This window comes from Labrenzia sp. THAF82 (assembly GCF_009363435.1).
In the GTDB taxonomy this organism is placed as follows: Bacteria; Pseudomonadota; Alphaproteobacteria; order Rhizobiales; family Stappiaceae; genus Roseibium; species Roseibium porphyridii.
Genome location: NZ_CP045354.1, coordinates 3,032,460 through 3,059,164, shown reverse-complemented (window position 1 = coordinate 3,059,164; position 26,705 = coordinate 3,032,460). Strand labels below are relative to the sequence as shown.

The following is a 26,705-nucleotide window of genomic DNA, read 5'->3' as shown; positions in this document are numbered from 1 at the left end:
CACAGAGAATGCCGGTCCCACATCCATGGAACCGGCTTAACTGTAAGGTAGAGCGCGTCGTTTACCGGCTCTAAACCCTTTCGTCAAGACCTTGAAGTACGGAATCTATAGACCCTGCAACTTCTTCAATGGATTGCATTCCATCGATGACATGAAGCAGGCCGGTCTTCTCGTAATAAGGGACAACAACTGCGGTATCGCGGTTATATGCTTCGAGCCTTTGCTTGAAGACGATCGGGTCGTCATCCTTGCGAACCGGCTCACCGGCTGCTTTGGCATCTTCAGCCCGCTTCACGATACGATCAACGAGTTTGGTCTGGTCGACGCGCAGCTCAACGACGGCATCTACTTTGTAGCTACCGGCCTCGAGCATTTCGTCCAGTGCCTCAGCCTGGGCAACGGTGCGCGGGAAGCCGTCAAGAATGAAACCATTCTTTGCATCGTCTTCTGCGATCCGGTCGCGGATAATACCGACGACGATCTCATCAGAGACGAGCCCGCCGGAATCCATCACTTCCTTGGCTTTGAGGCCGACCGGGGTCTGGGCGGCAACGGCGGCCCGTAGCATGTCTCCCGTGGAGAGCTGCGGAATGCCGTATTTTTCAACAAGCCGAATGGCCTGCGTTCCCTTCCCCGCTCCTGGCGGTCCTACCAGAATTAGCCTCATCGACGTTTCCCCCTGAGTTTCGCTTTTTTCACGAGCCCCTCGTACTGGTGTGCAAGCAAGTGGCCCTGGATCTGCGATACGGTATCCATTGTCACGCTAACCACAATTAGCAAAGAGGTGCCCCCGAAGTAAAACGGAACGCCAGTGGCCGATATTAGGAATTCGGGTAATAGACAAACGACGGTAATGTAAAGCGCACCGACAACTGTAATGCGCGTCAGCACATGGTCGATATATTGCGCAGTGCGTTCACCAGGACGAATGCCAGGGATGAAACCGCCGTGTTTCTTCAGATTGTCGGCCGTATCACTCGGGTTGAACACGATCGCCGTATAGAAGAAACAGAAGAAAATGATCATGGCAGCATAGAACACCATGAACAGCGGCTGCCCGTGTCCAAGTGCCGCTGTGATGTATGTCAGCCACTCGTTGCCGCTACCTTGCCCAAAACCGGAAAGCGTTGCCGGTACGAGCAGAAGTGACGACGCGAAGATCGGCGGAATGACACCAGCGGTGTTCAGCTTCAATGGCAGGAACGAGGTGTTGCCCTCGAACATGCGGTTGCCCATCTGCCGCTTCGGATATTGGATCAGAAGACGACGCTGCGCACGCTCCATGAACACGATGAACGCGATAACCACAACAGCGAGGATGATGACTGCCAGAATGATACCGGTTGCCAGGGAGCCCTGACGACCAAGTTCAAGCGTCTGAACCACTGCTGAAGGCAGACCGGCGACAATGCCGGCAAAGATGATCAGCGAAATACCATTGCCGATGCCGCGCGACGTGATCTGTTCGCCAAGCCACATCAGGAACATGGTGCCGCCGACAAGCGTGATTACGGTGGATGCACGGAAGAACCAGCCCGGATCGGTAACCACATTGGTTGCGCCTTCAAGCCCGACAGCAATGCCGTAGGCCTGGAACGCCGCCAGAATGACGGTACCGTACCTGGTGTACTGGTTGATGACCTTGCGGCCCTGTTCGCCTTCCTTTTTCAGCTGCTCAAGGGTCGGAACGACCGTCGTCATCAGCTGCATGATAATGGAGGCGGAAATATACGGCATGATGCCGAGGGCGAAGATCGCCATCCGCTCGACCGCACCACCGGCGAACATGTTGAACATGCCGATAATGCCTTGCTGCGCCTGATCAAAGGCCTGCGCAAAGGCTTCCGGATTGATGCCGGGCATCGGAATGTAAGTGCCCAGTCGATAAACCAAAAGCGCCCCTAGCGTGAACCAGATGCGCTTTTTGAGTTCTTCAGCCTTGGCGAAAGCTGAGAAATTTAGATTTGACGCCAGTTGCTCGGCGGCCGATGCCATGCCCTACTCCGGTCAGATGCTTGCCCAAAAATGGGAAAAGCCCAGGCTGTTAAGCCTGAGCTCCCTGAACGGCAATCTTGCCGCCCGCTTTTTCGATTGCAGCCACAGCACCCTTGGAGGCACCAGCCACTTCAAATGTCACTGCAGCAGTGAGTTCACCGTTTGCAACGATGCGCACGCCATCACGGATCCGTTTGACGACGCCGGCAGCCTTCAGGGCTTCAACCGTCACGGTTTCGGATGCATTCAATTTGCCGGCATCAATCGCCTTCTGAACACGGCCGACGGACACAGTATTGAAGTCCTTGGCAAAAATGTTCGTGAAGCCGCGTTTCGGCAAACGGCGGTGAAGCGGCATCTGACCGCCTTCAAAGCCTTTGATAGCGACGCCGGAACGGGACTTCTGACCTTTGACACCACGGCCACCGGTCTTGCCCTTGCCAGAACCGATACCGCGTCCAACGCGGGTGCGCTCTGGTGTTGCGCCTTCGTTATCACGAAGTTCGTTGAGCTTCATGTTCTCTCTCCTCACCCCGTTCTTACGCGTTGTCTTCGACGACGCGAACGAGATGCTGGACCTTATTGATCATGCCGCGCACTTCCGGAGTATCCTTCAGCGTGGAACGGCGGTGCATCTTGTTCAGGCCAAGACCGACAAGCGTCGCGCGCTGGTCCTTAGGACGGCGCAGCGGGCTGCCGATCTGTTCGACCGTAACAGTCTTTTCGGTGTTCGCCATGGAACCTACCCTCTTTCAGCTGGGGACCCGAGCCGCTAAGGTCAAGCCTCAGCGGCAGCCGGAGCCGCCTCATCGTTGTTGTCACGACGCCGCGACTGCAGCACAGAGACCTTCAGGCCTCGGCGAGCTGCGACGGAGCGCGGGCTGTCTTCTTTGGTCAGTGCAGCGAATGTTGCACGAACCATGTTGTAAGGGTTGGATGTTCCCAGCGACTTTGCCACAACGTCCTGAACGCCAAGCGTTTCAAAGACGGCACGCATTGGACCACCTGCAATGATACCCGTACCAGCCGGAGCTGCACGCAGCAGAACCTTGCCCGCACCGTGACGGCCTTCCACATCGTGGTGAAGGGTCCGGCCTTCGCGAAGCGGCACACGGATCATTGTGCGCTTTGCAGCTTCAGTTGCTTTCCGGATGGCTTCCGGCACTTCACGTGCCTTGCCATGACCGAAGCCGACACGGCCCTTCTGATCACCAACCACTACCAGAGCGGCGAAGCCGAAACGGCGGCCACCCTTGACCACTTTGGCAACGCGGTTGATGTGAACGAGCTTGTCGACGAATTCGCTGTCTCGCTCGTCGCGATCGCGATTTTCATGTCTCGCCATTTTATACGTCTTCCGTTCTTAAGAGCGCCAACGGGCGCTGGTCAGAATTCAAGTCCACCTTCGCGGGCTGCATCAGCAAGCGCTTTGACGCGCCCATGATACATGTACCCACCTCGGTCGAACACGACCTGCTTGATGCCAGCGGCAACTGCGCGCTCGGCTACAAGCTTGCCGACAGCAGCAGCTGCTGCAACATCGGCGCCCGTTTTCAGGCTGCCCTTGAGATCTGTTTCGATCGTTGAAGCAGAGGCAATCGTGTGCCCCTTCGCATCGTCAATGATCTGGGCGTAGATCTGCTTCGACGAGCGGAAGATGGAAAGGCGCGGACGTCCGCCGGCGGCTTTCCTGATCGAACGACGCACGCGATCGCGGCGGCGCTCGAAAGCTTGTTTGCTGTTCGCCATGATCCAGGTCCGTTACTTCTTCTTGCCTTCTTTGCGGACGATAAATTCGTCTGCATAACGTACGCCTTTGCCTTTATACGGCTCCGGCGGGCGGAATTCACGGATTTCGGCTGCCACCTGGCCGACACGTTGCTTGTCGGTTCCGGTGATGCTGATTTCCGTCGGTTTCGGGCACTTAATATCGATGCCTTCCGGGATCGGATAGACGACGTCATGCGAGAAACCGAGCGCCAGCTGAAGGTTTTGACCCTGGACCTGTGCACGGTAACCGACACCAGTAATCGCGAGGTCCTTTTTGAAACCATCGGTTACACCGGTAATCAGGTTCGACACCATGGTACGGCTCATACCCCACATGGAGCGAGCCGGCTTGGTGTTGTTACGCGGATCGATTTTGATCCCGTCATCCGTCATTTCGGCCAGAACAAGATCATTCAGCAAGAAAGACTTTTCGCCTTTCGGGCCTTTGATCGTAACCGTCTGACCGTCGATCGATGCCGTTACCCCGCTTGGCACGGGGACTGGCTTTTTGCCAATACGAGACATATGACCAACCTTGTCGTTGTTTTAACAGTGAGAATGCCGCCTCAGAAGACGCGGCAAAGAACCTCACCACCTACATTTTCTTCCCGCGCCTGATGGTCGCTCATGACACCACGTGGCGTCGAAATGATCGACACACCCAGGCCATTAGAGACATGCGGGATGTTTTTCACCGAGGAGTAAACGCGGCGGCCCGGCTTGGACACACGTTCAATCGTGCGAATAACCGGTTCACCGTCGAAATACTTCAATTCGATTTCCAACTCGGACTTACCGCCCTCATAGTCAACCGAAGTGTAGCCACGGATGTAACCCTCTTTTGCGAGCACATCAAGTACGTGTGCACGCAATTTGGATTTTGGTGAACTGACCTTGCTCTTGCGGCGCAATTGCGCGTTGCGGATGCGGGTCAGCATATCCCCCAACGGATCAGAAATTGCCATCGGAGTTTCTCCTTACCAGCTCGACTTGACCAGGCCCGGGATTTTACCCAGAGAACCCAGTTCACGAAGCGCAATACGCGACATCTTCAGCTTGCGGTAAAAACCGCGCGGACGGCCGGACACTTCGCAGCGATTGCGAACACGGTTCGGCGCGGAATTCCGCGGCAGTTTTGCCAGCTTCAGGCGGGCGTTGTAACGCTCTTCCAGGGACAGGCTTTCATCTTTGGCCATTGCCTTCAGAGCGGTGCGCTTCTCAGCGTATTTCTTGACAAGCTTCTCGCGGCGCTTGTTTTTCTCGATTGCGCTTTTCTTCGCCATCGTCGTTCCCTTCCTTGCCCGTTACTTCGTGAACGGGAAGTTGAACGCGCGCAGAAGCTCGCGCGCCTCGTCATCCGTCGATGCCGTTGTGCAAACGATCACGTCCATGCCCCAGATCTGGTCGACCTTGTCGTACTCGATTTCCGGGAACACGATGTGTTCTTTGATGCCCATGGCATAGTTGCCGCGACCGTCGAAGCTTTTCGGGTTCAGACCACGGAAGTCACGAACGCGCGGCAGCGCGATGGTGATCAGACGGTCCATGAACTCGTACATCTGCTGGCGGCGCAGGGTCACCTTGGCACCAAGTGGCATGCCTTCACGAACCTTGAAGGTTGCGATGGATTTCTTAGCCTTGGTGATGACCGGCTTCTGACCGGCGATTGCTGCCAGGTCTTCTGCTGCGATGCGCGCTTTCTTGGAATCGCCAACCGCCTCACCGACACCGATGTTCAGGACGATCTTTTCCAGCTGCGGAACCTGCATAACGTTCTTATACTGGAACTGTTCCAGAAGCTGCTTGCGCACGACTTCATCGTAATGCGTCCGAAGACGCGGCACATTAGTGGACTCAGCCATCGATCAGGTCTCCCGAACGCTTGGCCACACGAACCTTGGTGCCATCGTCCTGCACTTTGAAGCCGACGCGAGTCGCCTTGCCGTCCTTAGGATCGACCAGGGAGACGTTGGAGAGATGGATCGGTGCTTCCTTAGCAACGATGCCAGCTTCCTGGGTCTGGGTCTGCTTCTGGTGGCGGCGAACCATGTTGATGCCACGGACCAGGGCCTTGTTATCGGCGGTCAGCATCTGGATGACTTCGCCGGACTTACCCTTGTCACGGCCGGTCAGTACAACCACCGTGTCGCCTTTTTTAATTTTCGCAGCCATCAGAGCACCTCCGGCGCGAGCGAAATGATTTTCATATGGTTTTTTGCACGGAGTTCGCGCGGCACCGGACCAAAGATACGGGTGCCGACCGGCTCCTTATTGTTGTTGACCAGCACGGCCGCATTGCGGTCGAACCGGATCACGCTGCCATCGGGACGGCGGATATCCTTTGCCGTGCGCACGACGACAGCCTTCATCACGTCGCCCTTCTTAACGCGGCCCCGCGGAATAGCCTCTTTGACGGAGACGACGATAATGTCGCCGACCTGGGCATATTTACGCTTGGAGCCGCCGAGCACTTTGATGCACATGACACGACGCGCACCGGAATTATCGGCGACGTCGAGGTTTGTTTGCATCTGAATCATGACTGGCTGCCTTGTTCTTCTATTGGCGCTCGGTTAAGCGCCTGATGCTCACTTGATCGGAGCGTGGTCACTGAGTGACCACAGTCCAACGTTTGTTTTTCGAGATCGGCGCGCACTCTTCGATCTGAACAGAGTCGCCAATCTTGTATTGATTGCTTTCGTCGTGTGCGCGGTACTTTTTAGTCCGGCGCACAGTCTTCTTCAGCAGCGGGTGTGTGAAGCGACGCTCCACGTTCACCGTCACCGTCTTGTCATTGGCGTCGCCGACAACGGTGCCCTGCAGGATACGCTTTGGCATTGCCGTCTCCTTAAGCGTTCGCCGTCACGCGCTTTTCGCGCATGATCGTCTGGATACGCGCGATGTCGCGGCGGATCTGCCGGACGCGCGCTGTGTTTTCAAGCTGACCCGTTGCCTTCTGAAAACGCAGATTGAACTGCTCTTTCTTCAGACCTTCGAGTTCCGTGCGGAGCTCATCAACGGTTTTCGCCCGTACTTCGGTCGCCTTCATGGCATTAACTCCTCGACTGCCTTACTCGCCGATACGCTGAACGAAACGGCATTTGATCGGCAGTTTGGCAGCAGCAAGACGCATCGCTTCACGCGCAATGTCTTCCGGCACACCGTCAATTTCGAACATGATCCGGCCAGGCTTGACGCGGCAAGCCCAGTAATCCGGAGAACCCTTACCCTTACCCATGCGGACTTCAGCAGGCTTCGAAGAAACCGGAACGTCCGGGAAGATACGGATCCAAACACGACCCGCACGTTTCATGTGGCGGGTCATAGCACGACGGGCCGCTTCGATCTGACGTGCAGTAACACGCTCTGGCTCCAAAGCCTTCAGACCGAATGCGCCGAAGTTGAGGTCGGTGCCTCCCTTCGACAAGCCGTGAATGCGGCCTTTGTGCTGCTTGCGGAACTTTGTGCGCTTCGGTTGCAGCATCGTTCTTCTCTCGTCTTTCTTATCTTACGAGCGGCAGGCAGCTTGAATTAAGCTGCGCGCTCGCGGCCCCGATCCCGGCGTCCGCCGCGATCACCCTGGTTTCCGTCTGTCACAGCGCTCGCACGGCGTTCAGACGCCATAGGATCGTGTTCCAGAATTTCACCCTTGAAGATCCAGACCTTCACACCGCACACGCCGTAAGCCGTGTGAGCGCTGGCAACACCGTAATCGATGTCAGCACGCAGAGTGTGGAGCGGCACGCGGCCTTCACGGTACCATTCGATACGAGCGATTTCTGCGCCACCGAGACGTCCGCCGCAGTTGATCCGGATGCCCTGAGCGCCGAGACGCATGGCGGACTGAACAGCCCGCTTCATGGCGCGGCGGAAGGCAACACGGCGTTCCAGCTGCTGAGCGATCGAAGCGGCAACAAGGGTCGCGTCGATTTCCGGCTTGCGAACTTCAACAATGTTGATGTGCACTTCCGAATTGGTGATGTCGGCAATCTTCTTGCGAAGACGCTCGATATCGGCACCCTTTTTACCGATAACCACACCCGGACGACCGGAGTGAATGGAAACACGGCATTTTTTGTGCGGGCGCTCGATAACCACTTTGGAAACAGCCGCCTGCTTGAGCTCCTTCAACAGGAACTCACGGATGCGGAAATCCTCATGAAGAAGATCGCCATATTCGTTCTTGTTCGCGAACCAGCGGGAATCCCAGGTGCGGTTGATCCCAAGGCGCATGCCGATCGGATTTACTTTATGTCCCATCAGGCAGTCTCCTCAACTTCGCGCACAACGATGGTCAGGTTCGAGAAAGGCTTCTCGATCCGGCCGACGCGTCCGCGTGCACGGGCCTGGAAGCGCTTGATGACAAATGCCTTGCCAACATGAGCCTCGGCAACCACTAGGTTGTCGATGTCCAGGTCATGATTGTTTTCCGCGTTTGCAACGGCAGACATCAGAGTTTTCTTGACGTCCTGCGCAATGCGCTTGCGGGAGAATGTCAGATCCGCAATGGCGGAGCCGACCTTTTTGCCGCGGATAGCAGCCGCAACGAGGTTCAGCTTGCGCGGAGAAATGCGCAGCATGCGGGTCATTGCCCGAGCCTCGTTGTCAGCGAGCGTCCGCTCACGCTTCGGCTTGCCCATCGTTACTTCCTCTTTGCCTTCTTGTCGGCGCCGTGTCCGTAGTAGGTCCGGCTCGGCGAAAATTCACCGAACTTGTGACCAATCATCTCTTCAGACACCAGCACCGGAACGTGCTTTTGACCGTTGTAGACGCCGAAGGTCAAACCGACGAACTGCGGCAGGATCGTTGAGCGGCGGCTCCAGGTCTTGATGACCTCGTTCCGGCCGGATTCGCGAACCTTGTCAGCTTTCTTCAGCAGATACCCGTCGACAAACGGACCTTTCCAGATCGAACGTGCCACGATCCTTGTCCTTTACTTCTTACGCGCGTGACGGCTGCGGACGATAAACTTATCGGTCTGCTTGTTACGCCGGGTGCGCTTACCTTTGGTCGGTTTACCCCAAGGAGTAACCGGATGACGACCGCCTGAGGTCCGGCCTTCACCACCACCGTGTGGGTGATCGATCGGGTTCATGGCAACACCACGCGTATGCGGACGAATGCCAAGCCAGCGGGAACGGCCTGCTTTGCCGAGGTTTACGTTGGCATGGTCCGGGTTGGACACAGCGCCAATCGTAGCCATGCATGTGCCGAGCACACGGCGCTGCTCGCCAGACATAAGGCGCAGCGTTGTGTAGCCCTGGTCACGGCCAACGATCTGAACGAACGCACCGGCGGAGCGGGCGATCTGGGCACCTTTGCCCGGCTTCAGTTCGATGTTGTGTACGATCGTACCAACCGGGATACGCGACAGCGGTGCTGCGTTGCCCGGCTTGACGTCGACGTTTTCACCAGCAGAAACAGTGTCGCCAACGGCCAGACGCTGAGGCGCCAGGATGTAGCTCAACTCACCGTCTTCGTAGCGGATAAGAGCGATGAATGCGGTCCGGTTCGGATCGTATTCCAGACGCTCGACCGTTGCCGGTACGTCCCACTTGCGGCGCTTGAAGTCCACAAGACGGTAGGACCGTTTGTGACCGCCACCGCGGTTCGGTGACGTCAGGCGACCGGTGTTGTTACGACCACCCTTCTTGGACAGGCCTTCGGTCAAAGTCTTGACCGGCTTGCCTTTCCACAGACCAGAGCGGTCAACCTGTACAAGCTGACGGCGGCCTGGGGACGTCGGGTTGAATGTCTTAAGTGCCATTTTTCTTAAGTCCCCGTCTTAGAGCCCGGTGGTCACGTCGATTGCGTGACCTTCCTGCAGCGTAACGACGGCCTTCTTGAAGTCAGACTGCCGGCCAAGACGTCCGCGGAAGCGCTTGACCTTGCCCTTACGGACGAGAGTGTTCACTGCCGTGACCTTGACACCGAACAGCGCTTCGACTGCGGCCTTGATTTCCGGCTTCGTTGCATCGTTGGCAACTTTGAAGACAACCTTGTTCTCTTCAGAAGCCATCGTCGACTTTTCGGTGATTACCGGGCCGACGATCTTGTCGTAGTGAGGAAGTTTGCTCATTTGAAGCGCTCCTCAAGTGCAGACACCGCAGCCTTGGTCAACACCAGAGTGTTGGCACGCAGGATGTCGTAAACGTTGATGCCCTGAACCGGCAGCACATCCAAATGAGGAATGTTGCGTGAGGCCAGTGCAAAGTTGTTGTCGACTTCAGCACCGTCGATAACAAGAGCGCTCGTCAGGCCAAGCTTGTTCAGCTGGTCCTTGAGGGCCTTGGTCTTGGCTTCGGCAGCCTTGGCGTCTTCAACAACGACAATGCTCTCAGTTTTGGCTTTTGCCGACAGGGCATGCTTCAAACCGAGCACACGAACCTTTTTCGGCAATTCGTGGCTGTGGTCGCGAACGACCGGGCCGAAGGCCTTGCCACCACCGCGGAACTGCGGAGCCTTCTTGTTACCGTGGCGCGCACCGCCGGAGCCTTTCTGACGGACGAATTTCTTCGTCGAGCCGGAAATCTCTGCGCGCTTCAGCGCCTTGTGGGTGCCGGTCTGGCGTTTCGCCAGCTGCCAACGCACCACACGGTGGATCAAATCGGTGCGCGGCTCGAGACCGAAGATCTCGTCAGACACCGTGATCGAACCGGCCGCCCCACCTGCGAGGGTCTTGACCTGGAGTTCCATCACTCACTCTCCTTCCCGGCAGCTTCAGTCGCTTCGGTTGCTTTGAAAGCACCCGGAACCGGAACATTTTCCGGCAGCGCCTTTTTGACCGCGTCGCGGACCAGGATCCAACCGCCCTTGGCGCCCGGAACAGAACCCTCGACCATGATCAAGCCACGCTCAACATCAGTGCGCACAACCTTCAGGTTCTGCGTGGTCACGCGGGCATCGCCCATATGACCGGCCATTTTCTTGCCCTTGAACACGCGGCCCGGATCCTGACACTGACCGGTAGAACCGTGTGAGCGGTGCGAGATCGAGTTACCGTGTGTTGCACGGCCACCACCGAAGTTGTGACGCTTCATCGCACCGGCAAAACCTTTACCGATGGAAGTGCCGGTCACATCAACGAACTGGCCTTCAACATAGTGATTGGCAGTCAGCTCAGCGCCAACGTCGATCATGTTGTCCGCGGAAACGCGGAATTCAGCGACAGTCCGCTTCGGCTCGACTTTGGCGACGGCAAAATGACCGCGCAGAGCCTTCGGCGTGTTCTTAACCTTACGGGTACCAGCGCCAAGTTGCAGCGCAGTGTAACCATTCTTTTCTTCAGTCCGGTGGGCTACCACCTGGCAGTTTTCCAGCCGCAAAACCGTGACCGGAACATGCTCGCCTGCATCGTTGTAGATGCGGGTCATGCCCACTTTCTGAGCGATCACTCCAGAACGCATGGATGTGTCCCCTTCGACCCGGCTTAAAGCTTGATCTCGACGTCGACACCAGCGGCAAGGTCGAGCTTCATCAGCGCGTCCACCGTCTGGGGCGTCGGATCAACGATGTCGAGGAGGCGCTTATGTGTACGCATCTCGAACTGATCGCGGCTTTTCTTATCGATGTGCGGTCCGCGAAGCACAGTGTACTTCTCGATCCGCGTCGGCAGCGGTACGGGACCCCGTACCTGAGCACCGGTCCGCTTGGCCGTATTGACGATCTCCTTAGTGGAGGCGTCCAGAATACGGTGGTCAAACGCCTTGAGGCGGATCCGGATATTCTGACCGTTCATTGTTATTGTTCCCAATAAGACTGCGGACCTGCCCGCGTTTCGGTTTGAAGCGCCGGCAGGCCCGGCTGTCGACTATTCGATGATTGAAGCGACGACGCCTGCGCCGACGGTACGGCCACCTTCGCGGATCGCGAAGCGCAGGCCTTCTTCCATGGCGATCGGCACGATCAGCTCAACGTCAACGGAAACGTTGTCGCCAGGCATAACCATTTCAGTGCCTTCCGGAAGGGAAACAACACCGGTCACGTCAGTCGTACGGAAGTAGAACTGAGGACGGTAGTTGGTGAAGAACGGCGTATGACGGCCACCCTCTTCCTTCGTCAGAATGTAGGCCTCTGCCTTGAACTTCGTGTGCGGGGTAACAGAACCCGGCTTACAAAGAACCTGGCCACGCTCAACGTCTTCACGGCCAACACCGCGGATCAGAGCACCGATGTTGTCGCCGGCTTCACCGCTGTCCAGCAGCTTGCGGAACATTTCAACGCCGGTAACCGTCGTCTTCTGGGTGTCTTTGATGCCGACGATCTCGACTTCTTCACCCACGTTGATCACACCGCGCTCAACACGACCGGTCACAACAGTACCGCGGCCGGAGATCGAGAACACGTCTTCGATCGGCATCAGGAACGGCTGATCCTTCGGACGCTCTGGCGTCGGGATGTATTCGTCAACCTGATTCATCAGCTCACGGATCGCGTCACGGCCAATCGCCGCATCGCGGTTCTCAACAGCTGCAAGCGCGGAACCCTTGACGATCGGAATGTCGTCGCCCGGGAACTCGTAAGAAGACAGAAGCTCACGGATTTCCATCTCGACAAGCTCAAGAAGCTCTTCGTCGTCGACCTGGTCAACCTTGTTCATGAAAACAACAAGAGCCGGAACGCCAACCTGACGGGCAAGCAGAATGTGCTCGCGGGTCTGCGGCATCGGGCCGTCTGCGGAAGACACAACCAGGATACCGCCATCCATCTGAGCAGCACCGGTGATCATGTTCTTCACGTAATCGGCGTGACCAGGGCAGTCAACGTGGGCGTAGTGACGGGCGTCCGTCTCATACTCAACGTGAGCCGTGGAGATCGTGATACCGCGAGCCTTCTCTTCAGGCGCACCGTCAATCTCGTCATAAGCTTTTGCTTCGGCACCACCTGCTTCTGCAAGCGTCATGGTGATCGCAGCGGTCAGCGTCGTCTTGCCATGGTCAACGTGGCCAATCGTGCCAATGTTAACGTGCGGCTTGTTGCGCTCAAATTTTTCCTTCGCCATCGGATTACTCCGTTTCTCTATTTCTTTTGACGTTAAGAGGCTGGGATCAGGCGTATTTCGCCTGAACCTCTTCGGCGACAGCCTGCGGCACCTGCTCGTAGTGATCGAACACCATCGAGTATTGGGCGCGGCCTTGAGACATGGAACGCAAGTTGTTCACATAGCCAAACATATTGGCCAGCGGAACCATTGCGGTGATGACTGTGACAACGCCCCTGTTCTCCGTACCCGCGATCTGGCCGCGGCGGGAGTTCAGGTCACCTATCACATCACCCATGTAGTCTTCCGGGGTAACAACCTCGACTTTCATGATCGGCTCGAGCAATTTCGGGCCGGCCTTCTGGATCGCTTCGCGGAAGCCGGCACGGCCGGCGATTTCGAATGCGAGCACTGAGGAGTCAACGTCGTGGTATGCACCGTCGGTGAGAGTTGCCTTGATGTCGAGCATCGGGAAGCCTGCCAGCGGACCGGAAGACATCACGCTCTCAATACCTTTGGTAACACCCGGGATGTATTCCTTCGGAACGTTACCGCCGACGACGGAGCTCTCGAAGACATAACCTTCATTCGGCTCGGACGGCTCAATGGTGAGCTTGATGCGAGCGAACTGGCCGGAACCACCGGACTGCTTCTTGTGGGTGTAATCCACATCAGCCTGTTTGGTGATGGTTTCACGGTAAGCAACCTGCGGAGCACCGATGTTGGCTTCAACCTTGAATTCGCGCTTCATGCGATCAACGATGATGTCCAGGTGCAACTCGCCCATACCGGCGATGATTGTCTGACCGGATTCTTCGTCAGTCTTGACGCGGAAGGACGGGTCCTCAGCTGCCAGGCGGTTCAGGGCAAGGCCCATTTTTTCCTGGTCGCCTTTGGTTTTCGGCTCAACCGCGATCTCGATGACCGGCTCAGGGAACTCCATACGCTCCAGGATCACCGGCTTCAGCGGATCACAAAGCGTGTCGCCTGTCGTGGTGTCCTTAAGACCTGCAATCGCCACGATGTCGCCTGCATAGGCCACATCAATGTCGTCACGGGAGTTGGAGTGCATCTGCATCATCCGGCCGACGCGCTCACGCTTGTCCTTGACCGTATTGAGCAAAGACGTGCCCTTGTTCAGAACGCCAGAGTAGATGCGGCAGAACGTCAAGGAACCGACAAACGGATCGTTTGCAATCTTGAACGCCAGCAGACCAAGCGGCTCTTCATCAGATGATTTGCGCTCGACTTCTTCTTCGTTCTTGGGATCGATGCCTTTAATCGCAGGCACTTCCACCGGGCTCGGAAGAAAATCGACAACAGCATCGAGAAGCGGCTGAACGCCTTTGTTCTTGAACGCGGAACCGCAGAATACCGGAACGAATTCGTTGCTGATGGTACCCTTGCGGATAAGCTCTTTGATCTTATCGATGGATGGCTCTTCGCCTTCCAGATAAGCTTCCATCGCTTCTTCTTCGATCTCGACAACGGTCTCGACCAAAGCATCCCGTGCCTCTTGTGCGCGATCAGCAAGATCGGCTGGAATATCGACAACATCCCAAGCAGCACCGAGATTTTCCGACTGCCAGATGAGTGCCTTCATTTCCAGAAGATCAACAACACCTGCGAAATCGCTTTCAGCTCCAACCGGAAGCTGCATAACAAGCGGTGTGCAGCCGAGGCGCTTTCTGATCATTTCGACACAACGATCGAAATCAGCACCAAGCTTGTCCATCTTGTTGACGAAGATCATCCGCGGGACGTTGTACTTGTCGGCCTGACGCCAAACAGTCTCTGTCTGCGGCTCAACGCCAGCATTTGCGTCCAGAAGAGCGACAGCACCGTCGAGAACACGCAAGGAACGTTCGACCTCAATGGTGAAGTCAACGTGTCCTGGGGTGTCGATGATGTTCAGGCGCTTATCGTTCCAGAATGCAGTGGTCGCAGCGGACGTGATCGTGATGCCACGCTCCTGCTCCTGCTCCATCCAGTCCATGGTGGCTGCGCCATCATGAACTTCGCCGATCTTATGGCTCTTACCTGTGTAGTAGAGGATCCGCTCGGTAGTTGTGGTCTTACCGGCATCGATGTGTGCCATGATGCCGAAGTTGCGGTAGTCCTCGATTTTATGCGTGCGCGACATAGCGTCAGCCCTTCGAAGTCACAAATTACCAGCGATAGTGCGAGAACGCGCGGTTGGCATCAGCCATCCGGTGCGTGTCTTCACGCTTCTTAACTGCGGTACCACGGTTGTTTGCAGCATCGAGCAACTCGCCAGAAAGACGATCAACCATTGTCGTTTCGTTGCGATTGCGTGCTGCGGTGATCAACCAGCGAATTGCCAGTGCCTGGCGGCGGTCAGAACGAACTTCAACCGGAACCTGGTAGGTCGCACCACCAACACGGCGGGAACGGACTTCCACTTGCGGCATAACGTTCTCAAGAGCAGCATGAAACACTTCAATCGGGTTCTCACGAGTCTTGTTCTCAACCACATCAAACGCACCGTAAACAATGCGTTCTGCAGTGGACTTTTTGCCGTCATACATGATCGAGTTCATGAACTTGGTGACGACGATATCCCCGAACTTCGGATCCGGGTTGATTTCGCGTTTTTCTGCGCGGTGACGACGGGACATCTGATGTGCTCCTTACTTCGGCCGCTTGGCGCCGTATTTCGAACGACGCTGCTTACGATCCTTGACGCCCTGGGTATCGAGCACACCACGGATGATGTGATAACGAACACCCGGCAAATCCTTCACGCGGCCGCCGCGGATCATCACCACCGAGTGCTCTTGAAGGTTGTGACCTTCACCCGGGATGTAGCCAATGACTTCGAAGCCGTTGGTCAGGCGGATTTTGGCCACCTTACGCAGAGCCGAGTTCGGCTTCTTCGGCGTCGTCGTGTAAACGCGGGTGCAAACACCACGCTTCTGGGGGCAGGCCTCCATGGCCGGCACCTTGTTCCGCTTCGGCGGATCTTTCCGCGGCTTGCGGATCAACTGGTTGATGGTCGGCATTCTTTGCCCTTTACCTTGTCCATCCAAAAATTCTTTAGCAATTGCAGTTCTCACAGCCCTGCAGACAACCGGCGCAAACCGTTAGCCATGCAGAATTGCACCAGCGCGCTCAGAACTGAGCGGCCGGCGCTGCGAAAAACCAGAGGACCACAAGTTGCCTCGCGGTCATGCAATCGACGCGTATTCGCCTATGTAACCCGGCAGCGTTTAAGAGGATTGGGTCCTGCGCCTTGGTTAGCGCTGGACGGGTTCACTCTTACCGCCTGCCCTTGGGATGCGCGGAAACTACTCATATGCACCCATTGCGTCAAGTGCTTTGTCGAAAAAACCGCGGCTTTGCGCATTACCGATAGGCAATGCGAATTTGTGACATGATTTCCGTCGGATACGGCAAATGAGCGACACTATTCACGCGCCGTTTTGTAATTTTATTTCGCAGTCAACTTTCCGGCTAACGAAGCAAGGGGATCTATTCCCCATTGAAGCGGCATGACCGCGATTCCCGGCGCGACTCTTCTGACGATCGGATCCAACGAAGAGCCTTGTTCCTTCTCATGAATCACTTCTCCAAACCGAACGGGAAGAATTCGATGCATTGCCAATGACGCCCGCTTCAATCGGCCTTGCAGAACTTTCAATCCTGCTGAGTGTTGGAGTTCCCCCTCACCTGTACTCCAGGAAACGTACATTGCGATACCGGTCCAAACTGCGTAAGCACCGTGTCAGGCTGAAAAGGTCACAATCGCAACATTGCCTGAAAGTGCATCCTGGTAGGCGCCTTCATAGACCGGATCATCGGGTTCACCATCCATGACGCCGATCTGCTCCAACTCAGCTTCCGCAAACCCCTGCGAAGACAAGGACTCAAGTGTTCTTCTCACGGCATCATCATCATCCGGCGCAGTGAGCAGCGCGTGGATGGTAATGGCGTCCTCCGGCAACGCTTCCTCGTTCTCCCATACCCGACCGATGACGATATAGACGACCGGATCCATTTCAACTTCATTGTCATTCATAGCTAACTTCCGCCTGTGTCCTGATACAAGAAAGGCCGCCCGGAGGCGGCCTTTCGAATTGTCATGGGAGCTCCGCTTACTCGGCCGCCCCGGTCATGTCTTCCAGGAGGCCTTCCGCTGCGCTGTCCGAAGACTGCTGGCGTTGCGCTTCCTGGATCAGGTCGTCGCGATGGGTTGCAATCTTGCGGATCCGCTTCATTACCCCGCCGGTACCAGCCGGGATGAGACGTCCCACGATCACGTTTTCCTTCAGACCGACCAGTGGATCGGTTTTGCCGTTGACCGCTGCATCTGTGAGGACGCGGGTCGTCTCCTGGAAGGAGGCGGCAGAGAAGAACGAACGTGTCTGCAACGAAGCCTTGGTGATGCCGAGCAACACCGGCGCGCCCTTGGCAGGCTCTCTGGCTTCGTCGATTGCCTTGCGGTTCGCTTCCTCGAAGTCAAGCTTGTCAACCTGCTCACCAGAGAAGAATTCGGTATCACCGGCATCGGTGATCTCGATCTTCTGAAGCATCTGACGAACAATGACTTCGATGTGCTTGTCGTTGATCGTCACACCCTGCAACCGGTAGACTTCCTGGATCTCATTGACGAGGTATGCAGCAAGTGCTTCCACGCCTTTAACAGCCAGAATGTCATGGGGTGCCGGGTTACCGTCCAGAATGTACTCGCCCTTTTCAATGGCGTCGCCTTCCTGCAGATGGAAGTGCTTGCCTTTCGGAATGAGGTATTCGACCGGATCGACACCCTCTTCAGCCGGCTCGATGATGATGCGACGCTTGTTCTTGTAGTCGCGACCGAACCGGATCGTGCCATCGATCTCAGCGATGATAGCGTGATCCTTCGGACGGCGTGCTTCGAACAGTTCAGCAACACGCGGCAGACCACCGGTGATGTCCTTGGTCTTCGCGCTTTCAAGCGGAATACGCGCCAGAACGTCACCAGCTTTGACAGTTGCACCCGGCTGAACGGACAGAACCGCATCCACCGACAACATCAACCGTGCATCGGAACCGCGGTCGGTCTTGGAAACCGCCCCTTTGTCGTCCTTGATCACGATTGCCGGTTTCAGGTCGGCACCACGCTGGGACGAACGCCAGTCAATGACGACACGCTTGGTGATACCGGTCGCCTCGTCGGCAGTTTCCTGCACGGACGCACCATCGACCAGGTCTTCAAAGTCAACGACACCGTCAACTTCAGCAAGCATCGGACGGGTGTACGGATCCCATTCTGCAATCCGCTGACCGCGCTTGACCTTGTCGCCATCATCGACATGAAGCTTGGAACCGTAAGCCACACGGTGCACGGCGCGTTCGTTGTCGTCGCTGTCAATGACAACGATGGACATGTTGCGCACCATGGCAATCAGGTTGCCATCAGAGTCCCGGTTGACCGAACGGTTCCGGATCTTGATCGTGCCGTCGACATTGGATTCGATGAACGAGCTGTCAACAACCTGTGCGGTACCACCGATGTGGAAGGTACGCATGGTCAGCTGGGTACCCGGCTCACCGATGGACTGCGCAGCGATAACGCCGACTGCCTCACCCATGTTAACTGGAGTACCGCGAGCAAGGTCACGTCCGTAGCAGGTCGCGCAAACGCCTGTTTCGGTTTCACAGGTCAGAACCGAACGGATCTTCACCTGCTGCACCTTGGCAGCCTCGATTGCTTCAACGTCCTTTTCGTCGATCAGCGAGCCCTTCGCCACCAGAACTTCACCAGTCTGGTTGTTGACCACGTCTTCTGCCGTTGTACGGCCTAGGACGCGCATCCCCAGAGAAGCGATGACGTTACCGGCATCCACGATCGGCGCAACGGTGATGCCACGTTCAGAACCACAATCCTGTTCAAGAATAATGGAGTCCTGGGCAACATCCACGAGACGACGTGTCAGGTAACCGGAGTTCGCAGTCTTCAAGGCCGTGTCGGCAAGACCCTTACGGGCACCGTGGGTGGAGTTGAAGTACTCCAGAACCGACAAGCCTTCTTTGAAGTTCGAGATAATCGGGTTTTCGATGATGGAGCCGTCCGGCTTGGCCATGAGACCACGCATGCCGGCCAGCTGTTTCATCTGCTGAGGCGAACCACGCGCACCGGAGTGCGACATCATGTAAACCGAATTCATCGGTTCCTGGCGACCAGATTCCTCATCGATCTGAACGGCCTTAATACGGGCCATCATTTCATCGGCAATCTTGTCGGTGCATTTCGCCCAGGCGTCGACAACCTTGTTGTACTTCTCGCCCTGAGTGATCAGGCCGTCATTGTACTGCTGCTCATATTCGGTCGCGAGCGATGAGGTCTCGGCCACCAGCTTCTGCTTGGTGTCCGGGATGACCATGTCGTCCATGCCGAAGGAAATGCCGGCGTTACAAGCGTTCTTGAAGCCAAGCTCCATGATGCGGTCACAGAAGATAACCGTCTCCTTCTGACCGCACGCACGGTAAACCGTGTCGATCATCTTGGAGATGTCCTTCTTGGTCATCAGCTTGTTACAGGCATCGAACGGCACTTCGTGGTGTTTCGGCAGCAACTCCGCAACCAGCATTCGGCCAGGCGTCGTCTCAAAGATCTCCGACGTCGGATTGCCTTCCGCGTCAATGGACTTGAAGCGTCCCTTGATTTTGGAATGCAATGTGATGACATTGTTGGCCAGCGCGTGATGGATCTCGCCGATATCGCCGAAGGCCATGCCTTCGCCCGGCTCACCTTCTGCCATGATCGACAGATAGTAGAGACCCAGAACAATATCCTGCGACGGCACGATGATCGGGCCACCGTTTGCCGGGTGCAGAATGTTGTTCGTGGACATCATCAGCGTCCGGGCTTCCAGCTGAGCTTCGAGCGACAGCGGCACGTGAACGGCCATCTGGTCACCGTCGAAGTCGGCGTTGAACGCGGAACACACCAGCGGGTGCAACTGGATCGCCTTGCCTTCAATCAGCGTCGGTTCGAAGGCCTGGATGCCAAGACGGTGCAACGTTGGTGCGCGGTTCAGAAGAACCGGGTGCTCACGAATGACCTCGTCAAGAATGTCCCAGACTTCCGGACGCTCCTTCTCAACCAGCTTCTTGGCTTGCTTGACCGTTGAGGAGAAGCCCTTTGCATCGAGGCGCGAATAGATGAACGGCTTGAAGAGCTCAAGCGCCATCTTCTTCGGCAGACCACATTGATGCAGCTTCAGTTCGGGACCAACGGTGATGACCGAACGACCGGAATAGTCGACGCGCTTACCAAGCAGGTTCTGACGGAAGCGGCCCTGCTTGCCTTTCAGCATGTCGGACAGCGACTTCAAAGGACGCTTGTTGGCACCAGTGATCACACGGCCACGACGGCCGTTGTCGAACAGGGCATCTACAGATTCCTGAAGCATGCGTTTTTCGTTCCGGATGATGATATCCGGTGCACGCAGTTCCATCAGGCGGCGCAGACGGTTGTTACGGTTGATCACACGACGATACAGATCGTTGAGATCAGACGTCGCAAACCGGCCGCCGTCCAGCGGCACAAGCGGACGCAGATCCGGCGGGATCACCGGAACAACAGTCATGATCATCCACTCCGGGCGGTTGCCCGACTCCATGAATGCTTCAATGACCTTCAAACGCTTGGCCAGTTTTTTCGGCTTCAGTTCGGTCGTCGCTTCCGCGATTTCCTGACGAAGCTTCTCGCTCTCGCGTTCCAGATCCATGCTCATCAGGATCTCGCGGATCGCTTCAGCACCGATCATTGCCGTGAAGGCGTCTTCGCCATACTCGTCCTGAGCGGCAATGAAGTCTTCTTCAGACAGCAGCTGATGTTGCTTGAGCGGTGTCAGGCCCGGCTCCAGAACAACGTAGTTCTCGAAATAAAGAACGCGCTCCAGATCCTTCAGCGTCATGTCCAGCAGAAGACCGATGCGGCTTGGCAACGACTTCAGGAACCAGATATGCGCAACCGGCGCAGCCAGTTCAATGTGGCCCATACGCTCACGGCGAACGCGGGAAAGGGTGACTTCAACACCACATTTCTCACAGATAACGCCTTTGTATTTCATGCGCTTATATTTGCCGCAAAGACATTCGTAGTCTTTGATCGGGCCAAAAATACGCGCACAGAACAGACCGTCGCGCTCAGGCTTGAACGTGCGGTAGTTGATCGTCTCCGGCTTTTTGATTTCGCCGAAGGACCAAGACAAGATCTTTTCCGGGCTCGCGAGCGAAATCCGGATATTGTCAAAGGTCTGTGTGGGAGCCTGCTGATTAAACAGGTTCATGACCTCATGATTCATGGTCCGTCTCCTTCGATGCACGGTCGGGGTAGAGGGTCACTCGCCTCTCCCCGTCACCGGCATGAGTCAATTGGGGTCCGTTGCCGGGGTTACTCTGCGGCGTCCGCAGCTTCTTCCTCGGCAATCGCGGGTGCATCGGTACGCTGAAGTTCAACGTTGAGACCCAGGGACCGCATTTCCTTCACAAGCACGTTGAAGCTTTCCGGAATGCCCGCCTCGAATGTGTCGTCGCCGCGTACGATGGCCTCGTAGACCTTCGTTCGGCCGGCCACGTCATCCGACTTGACGGTGAGCATTTCCTGCAGCGTGTAGGCTGCACCATAAGCTTCAAGCGCCCAGACCTCCATTTCCCCGAAGCGCTGGCCACCAAACTGCGCCTTACCACCCAACGGCTGCTGGGTAACGAGCGAGTATGGACCAATCGAACGGGCGTGGATCTTGTCGTCGACCAGGTGATGGAGCTTCAACATGTAGATGTAGCCCACGGTAACCTGACGATCGAACTCTTCCCCGGTCCGGCCATCATAAAGGGTCGACTGACCGGACTGTTTGTAGCCCGCGATGTTCAACGCATCGACAACATCCGGCTCGCGTGCACCATCAAAGACTGGCGTCGCAATCGGAACACCCTTCTTAAGCTGATTCGCCAGACGAACGATGCCATCGTCATCGAATTCCTTGACGTCATCGCCTTTGAGGTTGTCGCCATAGATTTCGATCACCTTGCCACGCAGGTTCTCGATCTCACCGGTCTTGCGGTACTCATCGTACATTTCGCCGATGCGAAGCCCCATGCCACGGCAAGCCCAACCCATGTGGGTTTCCAGGATCTGGCCGACGTTCATGCGCGAAGGCACGCCAAGCGGGTTCAACACGATGTCGACATGCGTGCCGTCTTCCAGGAACGGCATGTCTTCACACGGGTTGATCTTGGAGACCACACCCTTGTTGCCGTGGCGGCCGGCCATTTTGTCGCCCGGCTGAAGCTTGCGCTTAACGGCAACGAAGACCTTGACCATCTTCATGACGCCCGGCGGCAGTTCGTCACCGCGCTGCAGTTTCTCGACCTTGTCGATGAAACGCTGCTCGAGACGCTTGCGGCTGTCGTCATACTGACCGCGCAGAGCTTCGATCTCGGACATGAACTTCTCGTCGTCAGTAGCGAATTGCCACCACTGCGAGCGTGGGAAGTCGTTGAGAACATCCCCGGTCAGAACACCGTCTTTCCTGAAGCCTTTTGGTCCGGCGACAGCGGTCTTGTCCATCAGCATCTCGGCCAGACGGCCATAGACGTTACGGTCAAGAATAGCCTGTTCGTCGTCACGGTCTTTTGCGAGGCGTTCGATTTCTTCGCGCTCGATCGCCATCGCACGTTCGTCTTTTTCAACGCCATGGCGGTTGAAAACACGAACTTCAACGACCGTACCGGACACGCCCGGCGGCAGACGAAGAGACGTGTCACGAACGTCCGAAGCCTTTTCACCGAAGATGGCACGCAGAAGCTTTTCTTCCGGTGTCATCGGGCTTTCGCCCTTCGGCGTGATCTTGCCGACGAGGATGTCACCCGGGTTCAGCTCAGCACCGATATAGACGATACCAGCCTCATCGAGGTTCTTCAGCGCTTCTTCCGAAACGTTCGGGATGTCGCGTGTGATTTCTTCCGGGCCAAGCTTGGTGTCACGCGCCATCACTTCGAATTCCTCGAGGTGGATGGAGGTGAAGACATCGTCGGAAACGATGCGCTCGGAAAGGAGGATGGAATCCTCGAAGTTGTAACCGTTCCAGGGCATGAACGCGACAAGTACGTTCCGGCCGAGCGCCAGATCACCGAGGTCCGTGGAAGGACCATCTGCGATAATGTCACCCTTGTGCACCCGATCACCCACACGGACCAGCGGACGCTGGTTGATACAGGTGTTCTGGTTGGAACGCTGGAACTTCTGCAGCCGGTAGATATCGACGCCGGACTTGCCGGGGTCGAGGTCTTCGGTTGCCCGGATAACGATACGTGTTGCGTCGACCTGGTCGACGACACCTGCACGGCGCGCACCAATGGCAGCACCGGAATCGCGAGCCACAATCGGTTCCATGCCGGTGCCGACAAACGGAGCTTCCGCCCGCACAAGCGGCACAGCCTGACGCTGCATGTTCGAGCCCATCAGAGCGCGGTTGGCGTCATCGTTCTCAAGGAACGGGATCAGCGCCGCTGCAACGGAGACCAGCTGCTTGGGCGAAACGTCCATGAGGTCGACCTTGTCGGACGGAACCATCATGTTTTCACCGGCGTGACGACAAGTGATCAGCTCTTCGGTGAAACGACCGTCGCCGTCCATCACGGCGTTGGACTGTGCCACGTAGTGCTTGGCTTCTTCCATCGCCGAAAGGTAGACAACGTCGTTGGAAACAACACCGTCTTTCACTTTGCGGTACGGGCTTTCGATGAAACCGTACTTGTTGACGCGTGCGAAGGTTGCCAGCGAGTTGATCAGACCGATGTTCGGGCCTTCCGGCGTCTCAATCGGGCAGATGCGGCCATAGTGTGTCGGGTGAACGTCGCGGACTTCGAAGCCGGCGCGCTCACGGGTCAGGCCGCCCGGGCCAAGTGCCGAAAGACGGCGCTTATGGGTGACTTCCGAGAGCGGGTTGGTCTGGTCCATGAACTGCGACAGCTGCGAAGAGCCGAAGAATTCGCGAACAGCAGCAGCAGCTGGTTTCGCGTTGATCAGATCCTGCGGCATGACTGTGTCGATTTCGACAGAGCTCATGCGCTCCTTGATCGCGCGTTCCATGCGCAGAAGACCAACACGGTACTGGTTTTCCATCAGCTCGCCAACGGAACGGACACGACGGTTGCCAAGGTTATCGATGTCGTCGATATCGCCCTTGCCGTCACGCAGCTCCAGAAGAACGCGGATGACTTCCAGAATATCTTCCTTGCGCAGAACCCGAACCGTATCTTCGCACTCAACGTCAAGACGCATGTTCATCTTCACGCGGCCAACAGCCGAGAGATCGTAACGCTCATCATCGAAGAACAGCGACTGGAACATCGCTTCTGCGGTGTCGATGGTGGGCGGTTCGCCCGGACGCATCACACGGTAGATGTCGAACAGCGCATCCTCGCGGGATTCGTTCTTGTCGACTGCCAGTGTGTTTCGGATGTACGGCCCCGTGTTGACGTGGTCGATGTCGAGCATCGTCAGCTCGTGGTAACCGCGCTCTACGAGTTCTTCCAGCAACTTGCCGGTGATTTCGTCACCAGCTTCAGCGTAGATCTCGCCGGACTGGCCGTCGACAATGTCTTCGGCAAGATATTGACCATGCAGATCTTCGTCAGTGATCTTGAGGGCGGTAACGCCCTTTTCACCGAGCTGACGGATTGTACGGGCAGTGATCTTGCGGCCACCTTCAACAACCACATCGCCGCTATCGGCGTCGATCAGGTCGTAAGATGCCTTGGTGCCCTTGAGACGGTTGCCGTCGAACGGCATACGCCAGGAACCATCCTTCTGACGGGTGTAGTCGATCCGATTGTAGAAGGTGTTCAGGATCTCTTCGCCATCAAGGCCGAGTGCCATCAGCAGCGAGGTAACCGGGATCTTGCGGCGACGGTCGATACGCGCGTGCACAATGTCCTTGGCATCGAATTCGATGTCGAGCCAGGAACCGCGATACGGGATCACGCGTGCAGCAAACAGCAACTTGCCGGAGGAATGGGTTTTTCCCTTGTCGTGATCGAAGAAGACACCCGGAGACCGGTGCATCTGGGACACGATCACGCGTTCCGTACCGTTGACGATAAAGGTGCCGTTGTCGGTCATGAACGGCATGTCGCCCATGTAGACATCCTGCTCCTTGATGTCTTTGACGGACTTTGCACCAGTATCTTCATCAACGTCGAATACGATGAGGCGCAGGGTCACCTTCAGCGGCGCAGCGAAGGTCATGTCGCGCTGACGGCACTCGTCAACGTCGTATTTCGGAGCTTCGAACTCGTAGGAAACAAATTCCAGCAGTGAGGTGCCGGCAAAATCGGAAATTGGAAATACGGACTGGAAGACCGCTTCTAGGCCTTCAATCTTGCGGCCACCGCCAGGCATCTCGTCGACCTGCAGGAACTGGTCATAAGATGCTTTTTGAACCTCGATGAGATTGGGCATAGCCGCGACATCGCGGATCGATCCGAAGTATTTACGGACCTTTTTGCGACCGTTGAACGTTTGGGTCATTGTCGCTCCTCATATGGGCCGGGTAACGGCTTCCCGAAACGCCCCTTGTCCAATCGGGCATCTGCCCGGGCGCTTCGGAAAACCGTCGCCCCTTTTGAGATCCACTTGCCTCAAGCCAGACAAGCCGATCAGTCGTAGGGGTCTAGAGCTTTGCCACGATCATTCGAACACAGCAGGCCCTAGTGGGACGTACGCCCCGGAACCGGGTCAGACCCGCCGGGGCAAAAAACGGTCCCGGGAAAACCCGGAACCGCGAAAGGCAATAGCCTTTATTACTTCAGCTCGACAGAAGCGCCTGCTTCTTCCAGCTTTTTCTTCAGCTCTTCAGCTTCGTCCTTGGCAACGCCTTCCTTGACAGCCTTCGGAGCGGACTCGACGAGTTCCTTAGCTTCCTTCAGACCCAGGCCGGTGATGGCACGGACTTCTTTGATGACGTTGATTTTCTTGTCGCCGGCAGAAGCCAGAACAACGTCAAATTCAGTTTTCTCTTCAGCAGCAGCACCTGCATCAGCAGCACCACCAGCAGCAGCAGCAACTGCAACCGGAGCAGCAGCAGAAACGCCCCACTTTTCTTCCAGAAGCTTGGAAAGTTCAGCAGCTTCCATAACAGTCAGTGTGGACAGTTCTTCAACGAGCTTTTCAAGATCAGCCATTTTTCAGTACCTTAAAGTTCGAACCAGTATTGGTTTCTTCGAGACAGTGTTTTGGTCGCCTTATGCGGCCTCGTCCTTCGTGGCATACGCATTGAAGACACGAGCGAGCTGCCCGGCCGGTGCGTTGACAACCTGAGCAATCCGGGATGCTGGTGTCTGGATCATGCCAACCAGTTTCGCGCGCAGCTCATCGAGCGACGGCATGGTTGCCAGTGATTTGACCCCATCCGGGTTCAAGTTGGTCGTGCCAAGAGCACCGCCAAGAATTGCAAACTGATCGTTTGCCTTGGCGAAATCGACGGCTGCTTTCGGTGCGGCTACCGGATCCTCGGAATAAACGAGAACGGTAGGGCCCTGAAACAGGTCGGAGATGTGCTCAAGGTCAGTGCCTTTGAGGGCGAGTTTCACAAGGCGGTTTTTTGCGACTTTTACAGAGCCGCCGGCTTCACGCACAGACGCCCGCAATGCGGTCATCTGAGCAACCGAAAGACCTGCATAGTGCGCGACAACAACGACGCCGGTGTCAGCCAGCTCATCGTTGAGAGATGTCACGAACTCGTGCTTTTCCGCTCTTTCCACTTGCCTTCTCCATTTGGTGGCGCGTTTCGCCACCGGTTTACCTTTGCCGCTCGGCTGACGGTCCCGAACCCGGAACCGTCTGATCGAACGGCGCTCAGGGTCCTGTCCCCTCACCTTTGCGTTGCAACAACGCTCGGCAAGGTCTGGTTCGAACCAAGTTTCCGCCGGTTCGGCGGGGAATTCG

Annotated in this window: 32 protein-coding genes; all 32 read right to left on the bottom strand. The window is 56.6% G+C overall.

The features are described from left to right. Window positions 1-70 precede the first annotated feature (70 nt). Window positions 71-667: an adenylate kinase gene (locus FIV00_RS14355; RefSeq protein ID WP_152501385.1), complete on the bottom strand. Its 597-nt coding sequence runs from the start codon at window positions 665-667 to the stop codon at window positions 71-73. Next, the gene (gene secY, locus FIV00_RS14350; RefSeq protein WP_152501384.1) at window positions 664-1,995 is read right to left on the bottom strand and encodes a preprotein translocase subunit SecY; all 1,332 of its coding nucleotides are present in this window, start codon (window positions 1,993-1,995) and stop codon (window positions 664-666) included. Before secY ends, FIV00_RS14355 begins: the two co-directional genes overlap by 4 nt. 49 nt (window positions 1,996-2,044) lie before the next feature. After that, on the bottom strand, window positions 2,045-2,512 hold the full coding sequence (gene rplO, locus FIV00_RS14345; RefSeq protein WP_152501383.1) for a 50S ribosomal protein L15: 468 nt from the start codon (window positions 2,510-2,512) through the stop codon (window positions 2,045-2,047). A gap of 22 nt (window positions 2,513-2,534) precedes the next feature. Continuing rightward, window positions 2,535-2,732, bottom strand: coding sequence for a 50S ribosomal protein L30 (gene rpmD / locus FIV00_RS14340; RefSeq protein ID WP_006936433.1), 198 nt, complete (start codon window positions 2,730-2,732; stop codon window positions 2,535-2,537). Window positions 2,733-2,773: 41 nt separating this feature from the next. Next, on the bottom strand, window positions 2,774-3,340 hold the full coding sequence (gene rpsE / locus FIV00_RS14335) for a 30S ribosomal protein S5 (RefSeq protein WP_152501382.1): 567 nt from the start codon (window positions 3,338-3,340) through the stop codon (window positions 2,774-2,776). Between the two features lie 41 nt (window positions 3,341-3,381). After that, the gene (rplR, locus tag FIV00_RS14330) at window positions 3,382-3,744 is read right to left on the bottom strand and encodes a 50S ribosomal protein L18 (RefSeq protein WP_152501381.1); all 363 of its coding nucleotides are present in this window, start codon (window positions 3,742-3,744) and stop codon (window positions 3,382-3,384) included. 12 nt (window positions 3,745-3,756) lie between these two features. Then, a complete protein-coding gene (rplF, locus tag FIV00_RS14325) occupies window positions 3,757-4,290 on the bottom strand; it encodes a 50S ribosomal protein L6 (protein ID WP_152501380.1) in 534 nt (177 codons plus the stop codon). A 41-nt stretch (window positions 4,291-4,331) separates the two neighbouring features. After that, window positions 4,332-4,730, bottom strand: coding sequence for a 30S ribosomal protein S8 (gene rpsH / locus FIV00_RS14320; protein ID WP_152501379.1), 399 nt, complete (start codon window positions 4,728-4,730; stop codon window positions 4,332-4,334). Window positions 4,731-4,742: 12 nt separating this feature from the next. Further along, window positions 4,743-5,048: a 30S ribosomal protein S14 gene (rpsN, locus tag FIV00_RS14315; RefSeq protein WP_152501378.1), complete on the bottom strand. Its 306-nt coding sequence runs from the start codon at window positions 5,046-5,048 to the stop codon at window positions 4,743-4,745. Between the two features lie 21 nt (window positions 5,049-5,069). Beyond that, window positions 5,070-5,627: a 50S ribosomal protein L5 gene (rplE, locus tag FIV00_RS14310; protein ID WP_152501377.1), complete on the bottom strand. Its 558-nt coding sequence runs from the start codon at window positions 5,625-5,627 to the stop codon at window positions 5,070-5,072. After that, window positions 5,620-5,937, bottom strand: a complete 318-nt coding sequence (gene rplX, locus FIV00_RS14305; protein WP_152501376.1) for a 50S ribosomal protein L24 — start codon at window positions 5,935-5,937, stop codon at window positions 5,620-5,622. The genes rplE and rplX overlap by 8 nt, the downstream gene beginning before the upstream one ends. Further along, the gene (gene rplN / locus FIV00_RS14300; RefSeq protein ID WP_008191626.1) at window positions 5,937-6,305 is read right to left on the bottom strand and encodes a 50S ribosomal protein L14; all 369 of its coding nucleotides are present in this window, start codon (window positions 6,303-6,305) and stop codon (window positions 5,937-5,939) included. Before rplN ends, rplX begins: the two co-directional genes overlap by 1 nt. 67 nt (window positions 6,306-6,372) lie before the next feature. Next, a complete protein-coding gene (rpsQ, locus tag FIV00_RS14295; protein ID WP_152501375.1) occupies window positions 6,373-6,603 on the bottom strand; it encodes a 30S ribosomal protein S17 in 231 nt (76 codons plus the stop codon). A 10-nt stretch (window positions 6,604-6,613) separates the two neighbouring features. Beyond that, complete coding sequence (gene rpmC / locus FIV00_RS14290) at window positions 6,614-6,814, bottom strand: 50S ribosomal protein L29 (protein WP_152501374.1); 201 nt, start codon at window positions 6,812-6,814, stop codon at window positions 6,614-6,616. Window positions 6,815-6,835: 21 nt separating this feature from the next. Further along, window positions 6,836-7,249 carry a 50S ribosomal protein L16 gene (gene rplP, locus FIV00_RS14285; RefSeq protein ID WP_055115933.1) on the bottom strand — a complete coding sequence of 138 codons (414 nt, stop codon included), beginning with the start codon at window positions 7,247-7,249 and terminating at the stop codon, window positions 6,836-6,838. Window positions 7,250-7,296: 47 nt separating this feature from the next. Then, on the bottom strand, window positions 7,297-8,025 hold the full coding sequence (rpsC, locus tag FIV00_RS14280) for a 30S ribosomal protein S3 (RefSeq protein WP_152501373.1): 729 nt from the start codon (window positions 8,023-8,025) through the stop codon (window positions 7,297-7,299). After that, the gene (gene rplV / locus FIV00_RS14275; protein ID WP_152501372.1) at window positions 8,025-8,405 is read right to left on the bottom strand and encodes a 50S ribosomal protein L22; all 381 of its coding nucleotides are present in this window, start codon (window positions 8,403-8,405) and stop codon (window positions 8,025-8,027) included. Before rplV ends, rpsC begins: the two co-directional genes overlap by 1 nt. Window positions 8,406-8,407: 2 nt before the next feature. Further along, the gene (rpsS, locus tag FIV00_RS14270; RefSeq protein ID WP_022998243.1) at window positions 8,408-8,686 is read right to left on the bottom strand and encodes a 30S ribosomal protein S19; all 279 of its coding nucleotides are present in this window, start codon (window positions 8,684-8,686) and stop codon (window positions 8,408-8,410) included. A gap of 12 nt (window positions 8,687-8,698) precedes the next feature. Further along, window positions 8,699-9,532 (bottom strand): 50S ribosomal protein L2, encoded by an 834-nt coding sequence (gene rplB, locus FIV00_RS14265; RefSeq protein ID WP_152501371.1) that lies wholly within the window; start codon window positions 9,530-9,532, stop codon window positions 8,699-8,701. A gap of 18 nt (window positions 9,533-9,550) precedes the next feature. Further along, complete coding sequence (locus FIV00_RS14260; protein WP_152501370.1) at window positions 9,551-9,844, bottom strand: 50S ribosomal protein L23; 294 nt, start codon at window positions 9,842-9,844, stop codon at window positions 9,551-9,553. Then, window positions 9,841-10,461, bottom strand: a complete 621-nt coding sequence (gene rplD, locus FIV00_RS14255) for a 50S ribosomal protein L4 (protein WP_152501369.1) — start codon at window positions 10,459-10,461, stop codon at window positions 9,841-9,843. The genes FIV00_RS14260 and rplD overlap by 4 nt, the downstream gene beginning before the upstream one ends. Next, window positions 10,461-11,171, bottom strand: coding sequence for a 50S ribosomal protein L3 (rplC, locus tag FIV00_RS14250; RefSeq protein ID WP_152501368.1), 711 nt, complete (start codon window positions 11,169-11,171; stop codon window positions 10,461-10,463). Before rplC ends, rplD begins: the two co-directional genes overlap by 1 nt. Window positions 11,172-11,194: 23 nt before the next feature. After that, a complete protein-coding gene (gene rpsJ / locus FIV00_RS14245) occupies window positions 11,195-11,503 on the bottom strand; it encodes a 30S ribosomal protein S10 (RefSeq protein ID WP_006936455.1) in 309 nt (102 codons plus the stop codon). A 72-nt stretch (window positions 11,504-11,575) separates the two neighbouring features. Then, entirely contained in the window at window positions 11,576-12,766 is a 1,191-nt protein-coding gene (tuf, locus tag FIV00_RS14240) for an elongation factor Tu (RefSeq protein WP_152501357.1), read from the bottom strand. Between the two features lie 46 nt (window positions 12,767-12,812). After that, window positions 12,813-14,888, bottom strand: a complete 2,076-nt coding sequence (gene fusA, locus FIV00_RS14235; protein WP_152501367.1) for an elongation factor G — start codon at window positions 14,886-14,888, stop codon at window positions 12,813-12,815. Between the two features lie 25 nt (window positions 14,889-14,913). Further along, window positions 14,914-15,384: a 30S ribosomal protein S7 gene (gene rpsG / locus FIV00_RS14230; protein WP_152501366.1), complete on the bottom strand. Its 471-nt coding sequence runs from the start codon at window positions 15,382-15,384 to the stop codon at window positions 14,914-14,916. Window positions 15,385-15,396: 12 nt separating this feature from the next. Continuing rightward, window positions 15,397-15,768: a 30S ribosomal protein S12 gene (gene rpsL / locus FIV00_RS14225; RefSeq protein ID WP_006936459.1), complete on the bottom strand. Its 372-nt coding sequence runs from the start codon at window positions 15,766-15,768 to the stop codon at window positions 15,397-15,399. Window positions 15,769-16,490: 722 nt separating this feature from the next. Then, on the bottom strand, window positions 16,491-16,784 hold the full coding sequence (locus FIV00_RS14220; RefSeq protein ID WP_152501365.1) for a regulator: 294 nt from the start codon (window positions 16,782-16,784) through the stop codon (window positions 16,491-16,493). A 76-nt stretch (window positions 16,785-16,860) separates the two neighbouring features. Continuing rightward, on the bottom strand, window positions 16,861-21,060 hold the full coding sequence (rpoC, locus tag FIV00_RS14215; protein ID WP_152501364.1) for a DNA-directed RNA polymerase subunit beta': 4,200 nt from the start codon (window positions 21,058-21,060) through the stop codon (window positions 16,861-16,863). 89 nt (window positions 21,061-21,149) lie between these two features. Then, window positions 21,150-25,289: a DNA-directed RNA polymerase subunit beta gene (gene rpoB / locus FIV00_RS14210; protein WP_152501363.1), complete on the bottom strand. Its 4,140-nt coding sequence runs from the start codon at window positions 25,287-25,289 to the stop codon at window positions 21,150-21,152. A gap of 272 nt (window positions 25,290-25,561) precedes the next feature. Beyond that, window positions 25,562-25,942 carry a 50S ribosomal protein L7/L12 gene (gene rplL / locus FIV00_RS14205; protein WP_152501362.1) on the bottom strand — a complete coding sequence of 127 codons (381 nt, stop codon included), beginning with the start codon at window positions 25,940-25,942 and terminating at the stop codon, window positions 25,562-25,564. Between the two features lie 60 nt (window positions 25,943-26,002). Beyond that, window positions 26,003-26,521 carry a 50S ribosomal protein L10 gene (rplJ, locus tag FIV00_RS14200; RefSeq protein WP_152501361.1) on the bottom strand — a complete coding sequence of 173 codons (519 nt, stop codon included), beginning with the start codon at window positions 26,519-26,521 and terminating at the stop codon, window positions 26,003-26,005. Window positions 26,522-26,705 lie beyond the last annotated feature (184 nt).

Bases quoted from the DNA above. Each gene is read 5' to 3' on its own strand.
- rplO (WP_152501383.1), bottom strand. From the start codon at position 2,512: ATGAAGCTCAACGAACTTCGTGATAACGAAGGCGCAACACCAGAGCGC.
- rpmC (WP_152501374.1), bottom strand. From the start codon at position 6,814: ATGAAGGCGACCGAAGTACGGGCGAAAACCGTTGATGAGCTCCGCACG.
- rpoC (WP_152501364.1), bottom strand. From the start codon at position 21,060: ATGAATCATGAGGTCATGAACCTGTTTAATCAGCAGGCTCCCACACAG.
- rplR (WP_152501381.1), bottom strand. From the start codon at position 3,744: ATGGCGAACAGCAAACAAGCTTTCGAGCGCCGCCGCGATCGCGTGCGT.
- rplP (WP_055115933.1), bottom strand. From the start codon at position 7,249: ATGCTGCAACCGAAGCGCACAAAGTTCCGCAAGCAGCACAAAGGCCGC.
- FIV00_RS14355 (WP_152501385.1), bottom strand. From the start codon at position 667: ATGAGGCTAATTCTGGTAGGACCGCCAGGAGCGGGGAAGGGAACGCAG.
- rplB (WP_152501371.1), bottom strand. From the start codon at position 9,532: ATGGCACTTAAGACATTCAACCCGACGTCCCCAGGCCGCCGTCAGCTT.
- fusA (WP_152501367.1), bottom strand. From the start codon at position 14,888: ATGTCGCGCACGCATAAAATCGAGGACTACCGCAACTTCGGCATCATG.
- rpsQ (WP_152501375.1), bottom strand. From the start codon at position 6,603: ATGCCAAAGCGTATCCTGCAGGGCACCGTTGTCGGCGACGCCAATGAC.
- rpsH (WP_152501379.1), bottom strand. From the start codon at position 4,730: ATGGCAATTTCTGATCCGTTGGGGGATATGCTGACCCGCATCCGCAAC.
- rpsC (WP_152501373.1), bottom strand. From the start codon at position 8,025: ATGGGACATAAAGTAAATCCGATCGGCATGCGCCTTGGGATCAACCGC.
- rplV (WP_152501372.1), bottom strand. From the start codon at position 8,405: ATGGGCAAGCCGAAGCGTGAGCGGACGCTCGCTGACAACGAGGCTCGG.
- rplE (WP_152501377.1), bottom strand. From the start codon at position 5,627: ATGGCTGAGTCCACTAATGTGCCGCGTCTTCGGACGCATTACGATGAA.
- rplX (WP_152501376.1), bottom strand. From the start codon at position 5,937: ATGGCTGCGAAAATTAAAAAAGGCGACACGGTGGTTGTACTGACCGGC.
- FIV00_RS14220 (WP_152501365.1), bottom strand. From the start codon at position 16,784: ATGAATGACAATGAAGTTGAAATGGATCCGGTCGTCTATATCGTCATC.
- rpsJ (WP_006936455.1), bottom strand. From the start codon at position 11,503: ATGAACGGTCAGAATATCCGGATCCGCCTCAAGGCGTTTGACCACCGT.
- tuf (WP_152501357.1), bottom strand. From the start codon at position 12,766: ATGGCGAAGGAAAAATTTGAGCGCAACAAGCCGCACGTTAACATTGGC.
- rplD (WP_152501369.1), bottom strand. From the start codon at position 10,461: ATGGAACTCCAGGTCAAGACCCTCGCAGGTGGGGCGGCCGGTTCGATC.
- rplN (WP_008191626.1), bottom strand. From the start codon at position 6,305: ATGATTCAGATGCAAACAAACCTCGACGTCGCCGATAATTCCGGTGCG.
- rplC (WP_152501368.1), bottom strand. From the start codon at position 11,171: ATGCGTTCTGGAGTGATCGCTCAGAAAGTGGGCATGACCCGCATCTAC.
- rpsG (WP_152501366.1), bottom strand. From the start codon at position 15,384: ATGTCCCGTCGTCACCGCGCAGAAAAACGCGAAATCAACCCGGATCCG.
- rpsN (WP_152501378.1), bottom strand. From the start codon at position 5,048: ATGGCGAAGAAAAGCGCAATCGAGAAAAACAAGCGCCGCGAGAAGCTT.
- rpsL (WP_006936459.1), bottom strand. From the start codon at position 15,768: ATGCCGACCATCAACCAGTTGATCCGCAAGCCGCGGAAAGATCCGCCG.
- rpoB (WP_152501363.1), bottom strand. From the start codon at position 25,289: ATGACCCAAACGTTCAACGGTCGCAAAAAGGTCCGTAAATACTTCGGA.
- rpmD (WP_006936433.1), bottom strand. From the start codon at position 2,732: ATGGCGAACACCGAAAAGACTGTTACGGTCGAACAGATCGGCAGCCCG.
- rplF (WP_152501380.1), bottom strand. From the start codon at position 4,290: ATGTCTCGTATTGGCAAAAAGCCAGTCCCCGTGCCAAGCGGGGTAACG.
- rpsE (WP_152501382.1), bottom strand. From the start codon at position 3,340: ATGGCGAGACATGAAAATCGCGATCGCGACGAGCGAGACAGCGAATTC.
- secY (WP_152501384.1), bottom strand. From the start codon at position 1,995: ATGGCATCGGCCGCCGAGCAACTGGCGTCAAATCTAAATTTCTCAGCT.
- FIV00_RS14260 (WP_152501370.1), bottom strand. From the start codon at position 9,844: ATGAGCAAACTTCCTCACTACGACAAGATCGTCGGCCCGGTAATCACC.
- rplL (WP_152501362.1), bottom strand. From the start codon at position 25,942: ATGGCTGATCTTGAAAAGCTCGTTGAAGAACTGTCCACACTGACTGTT.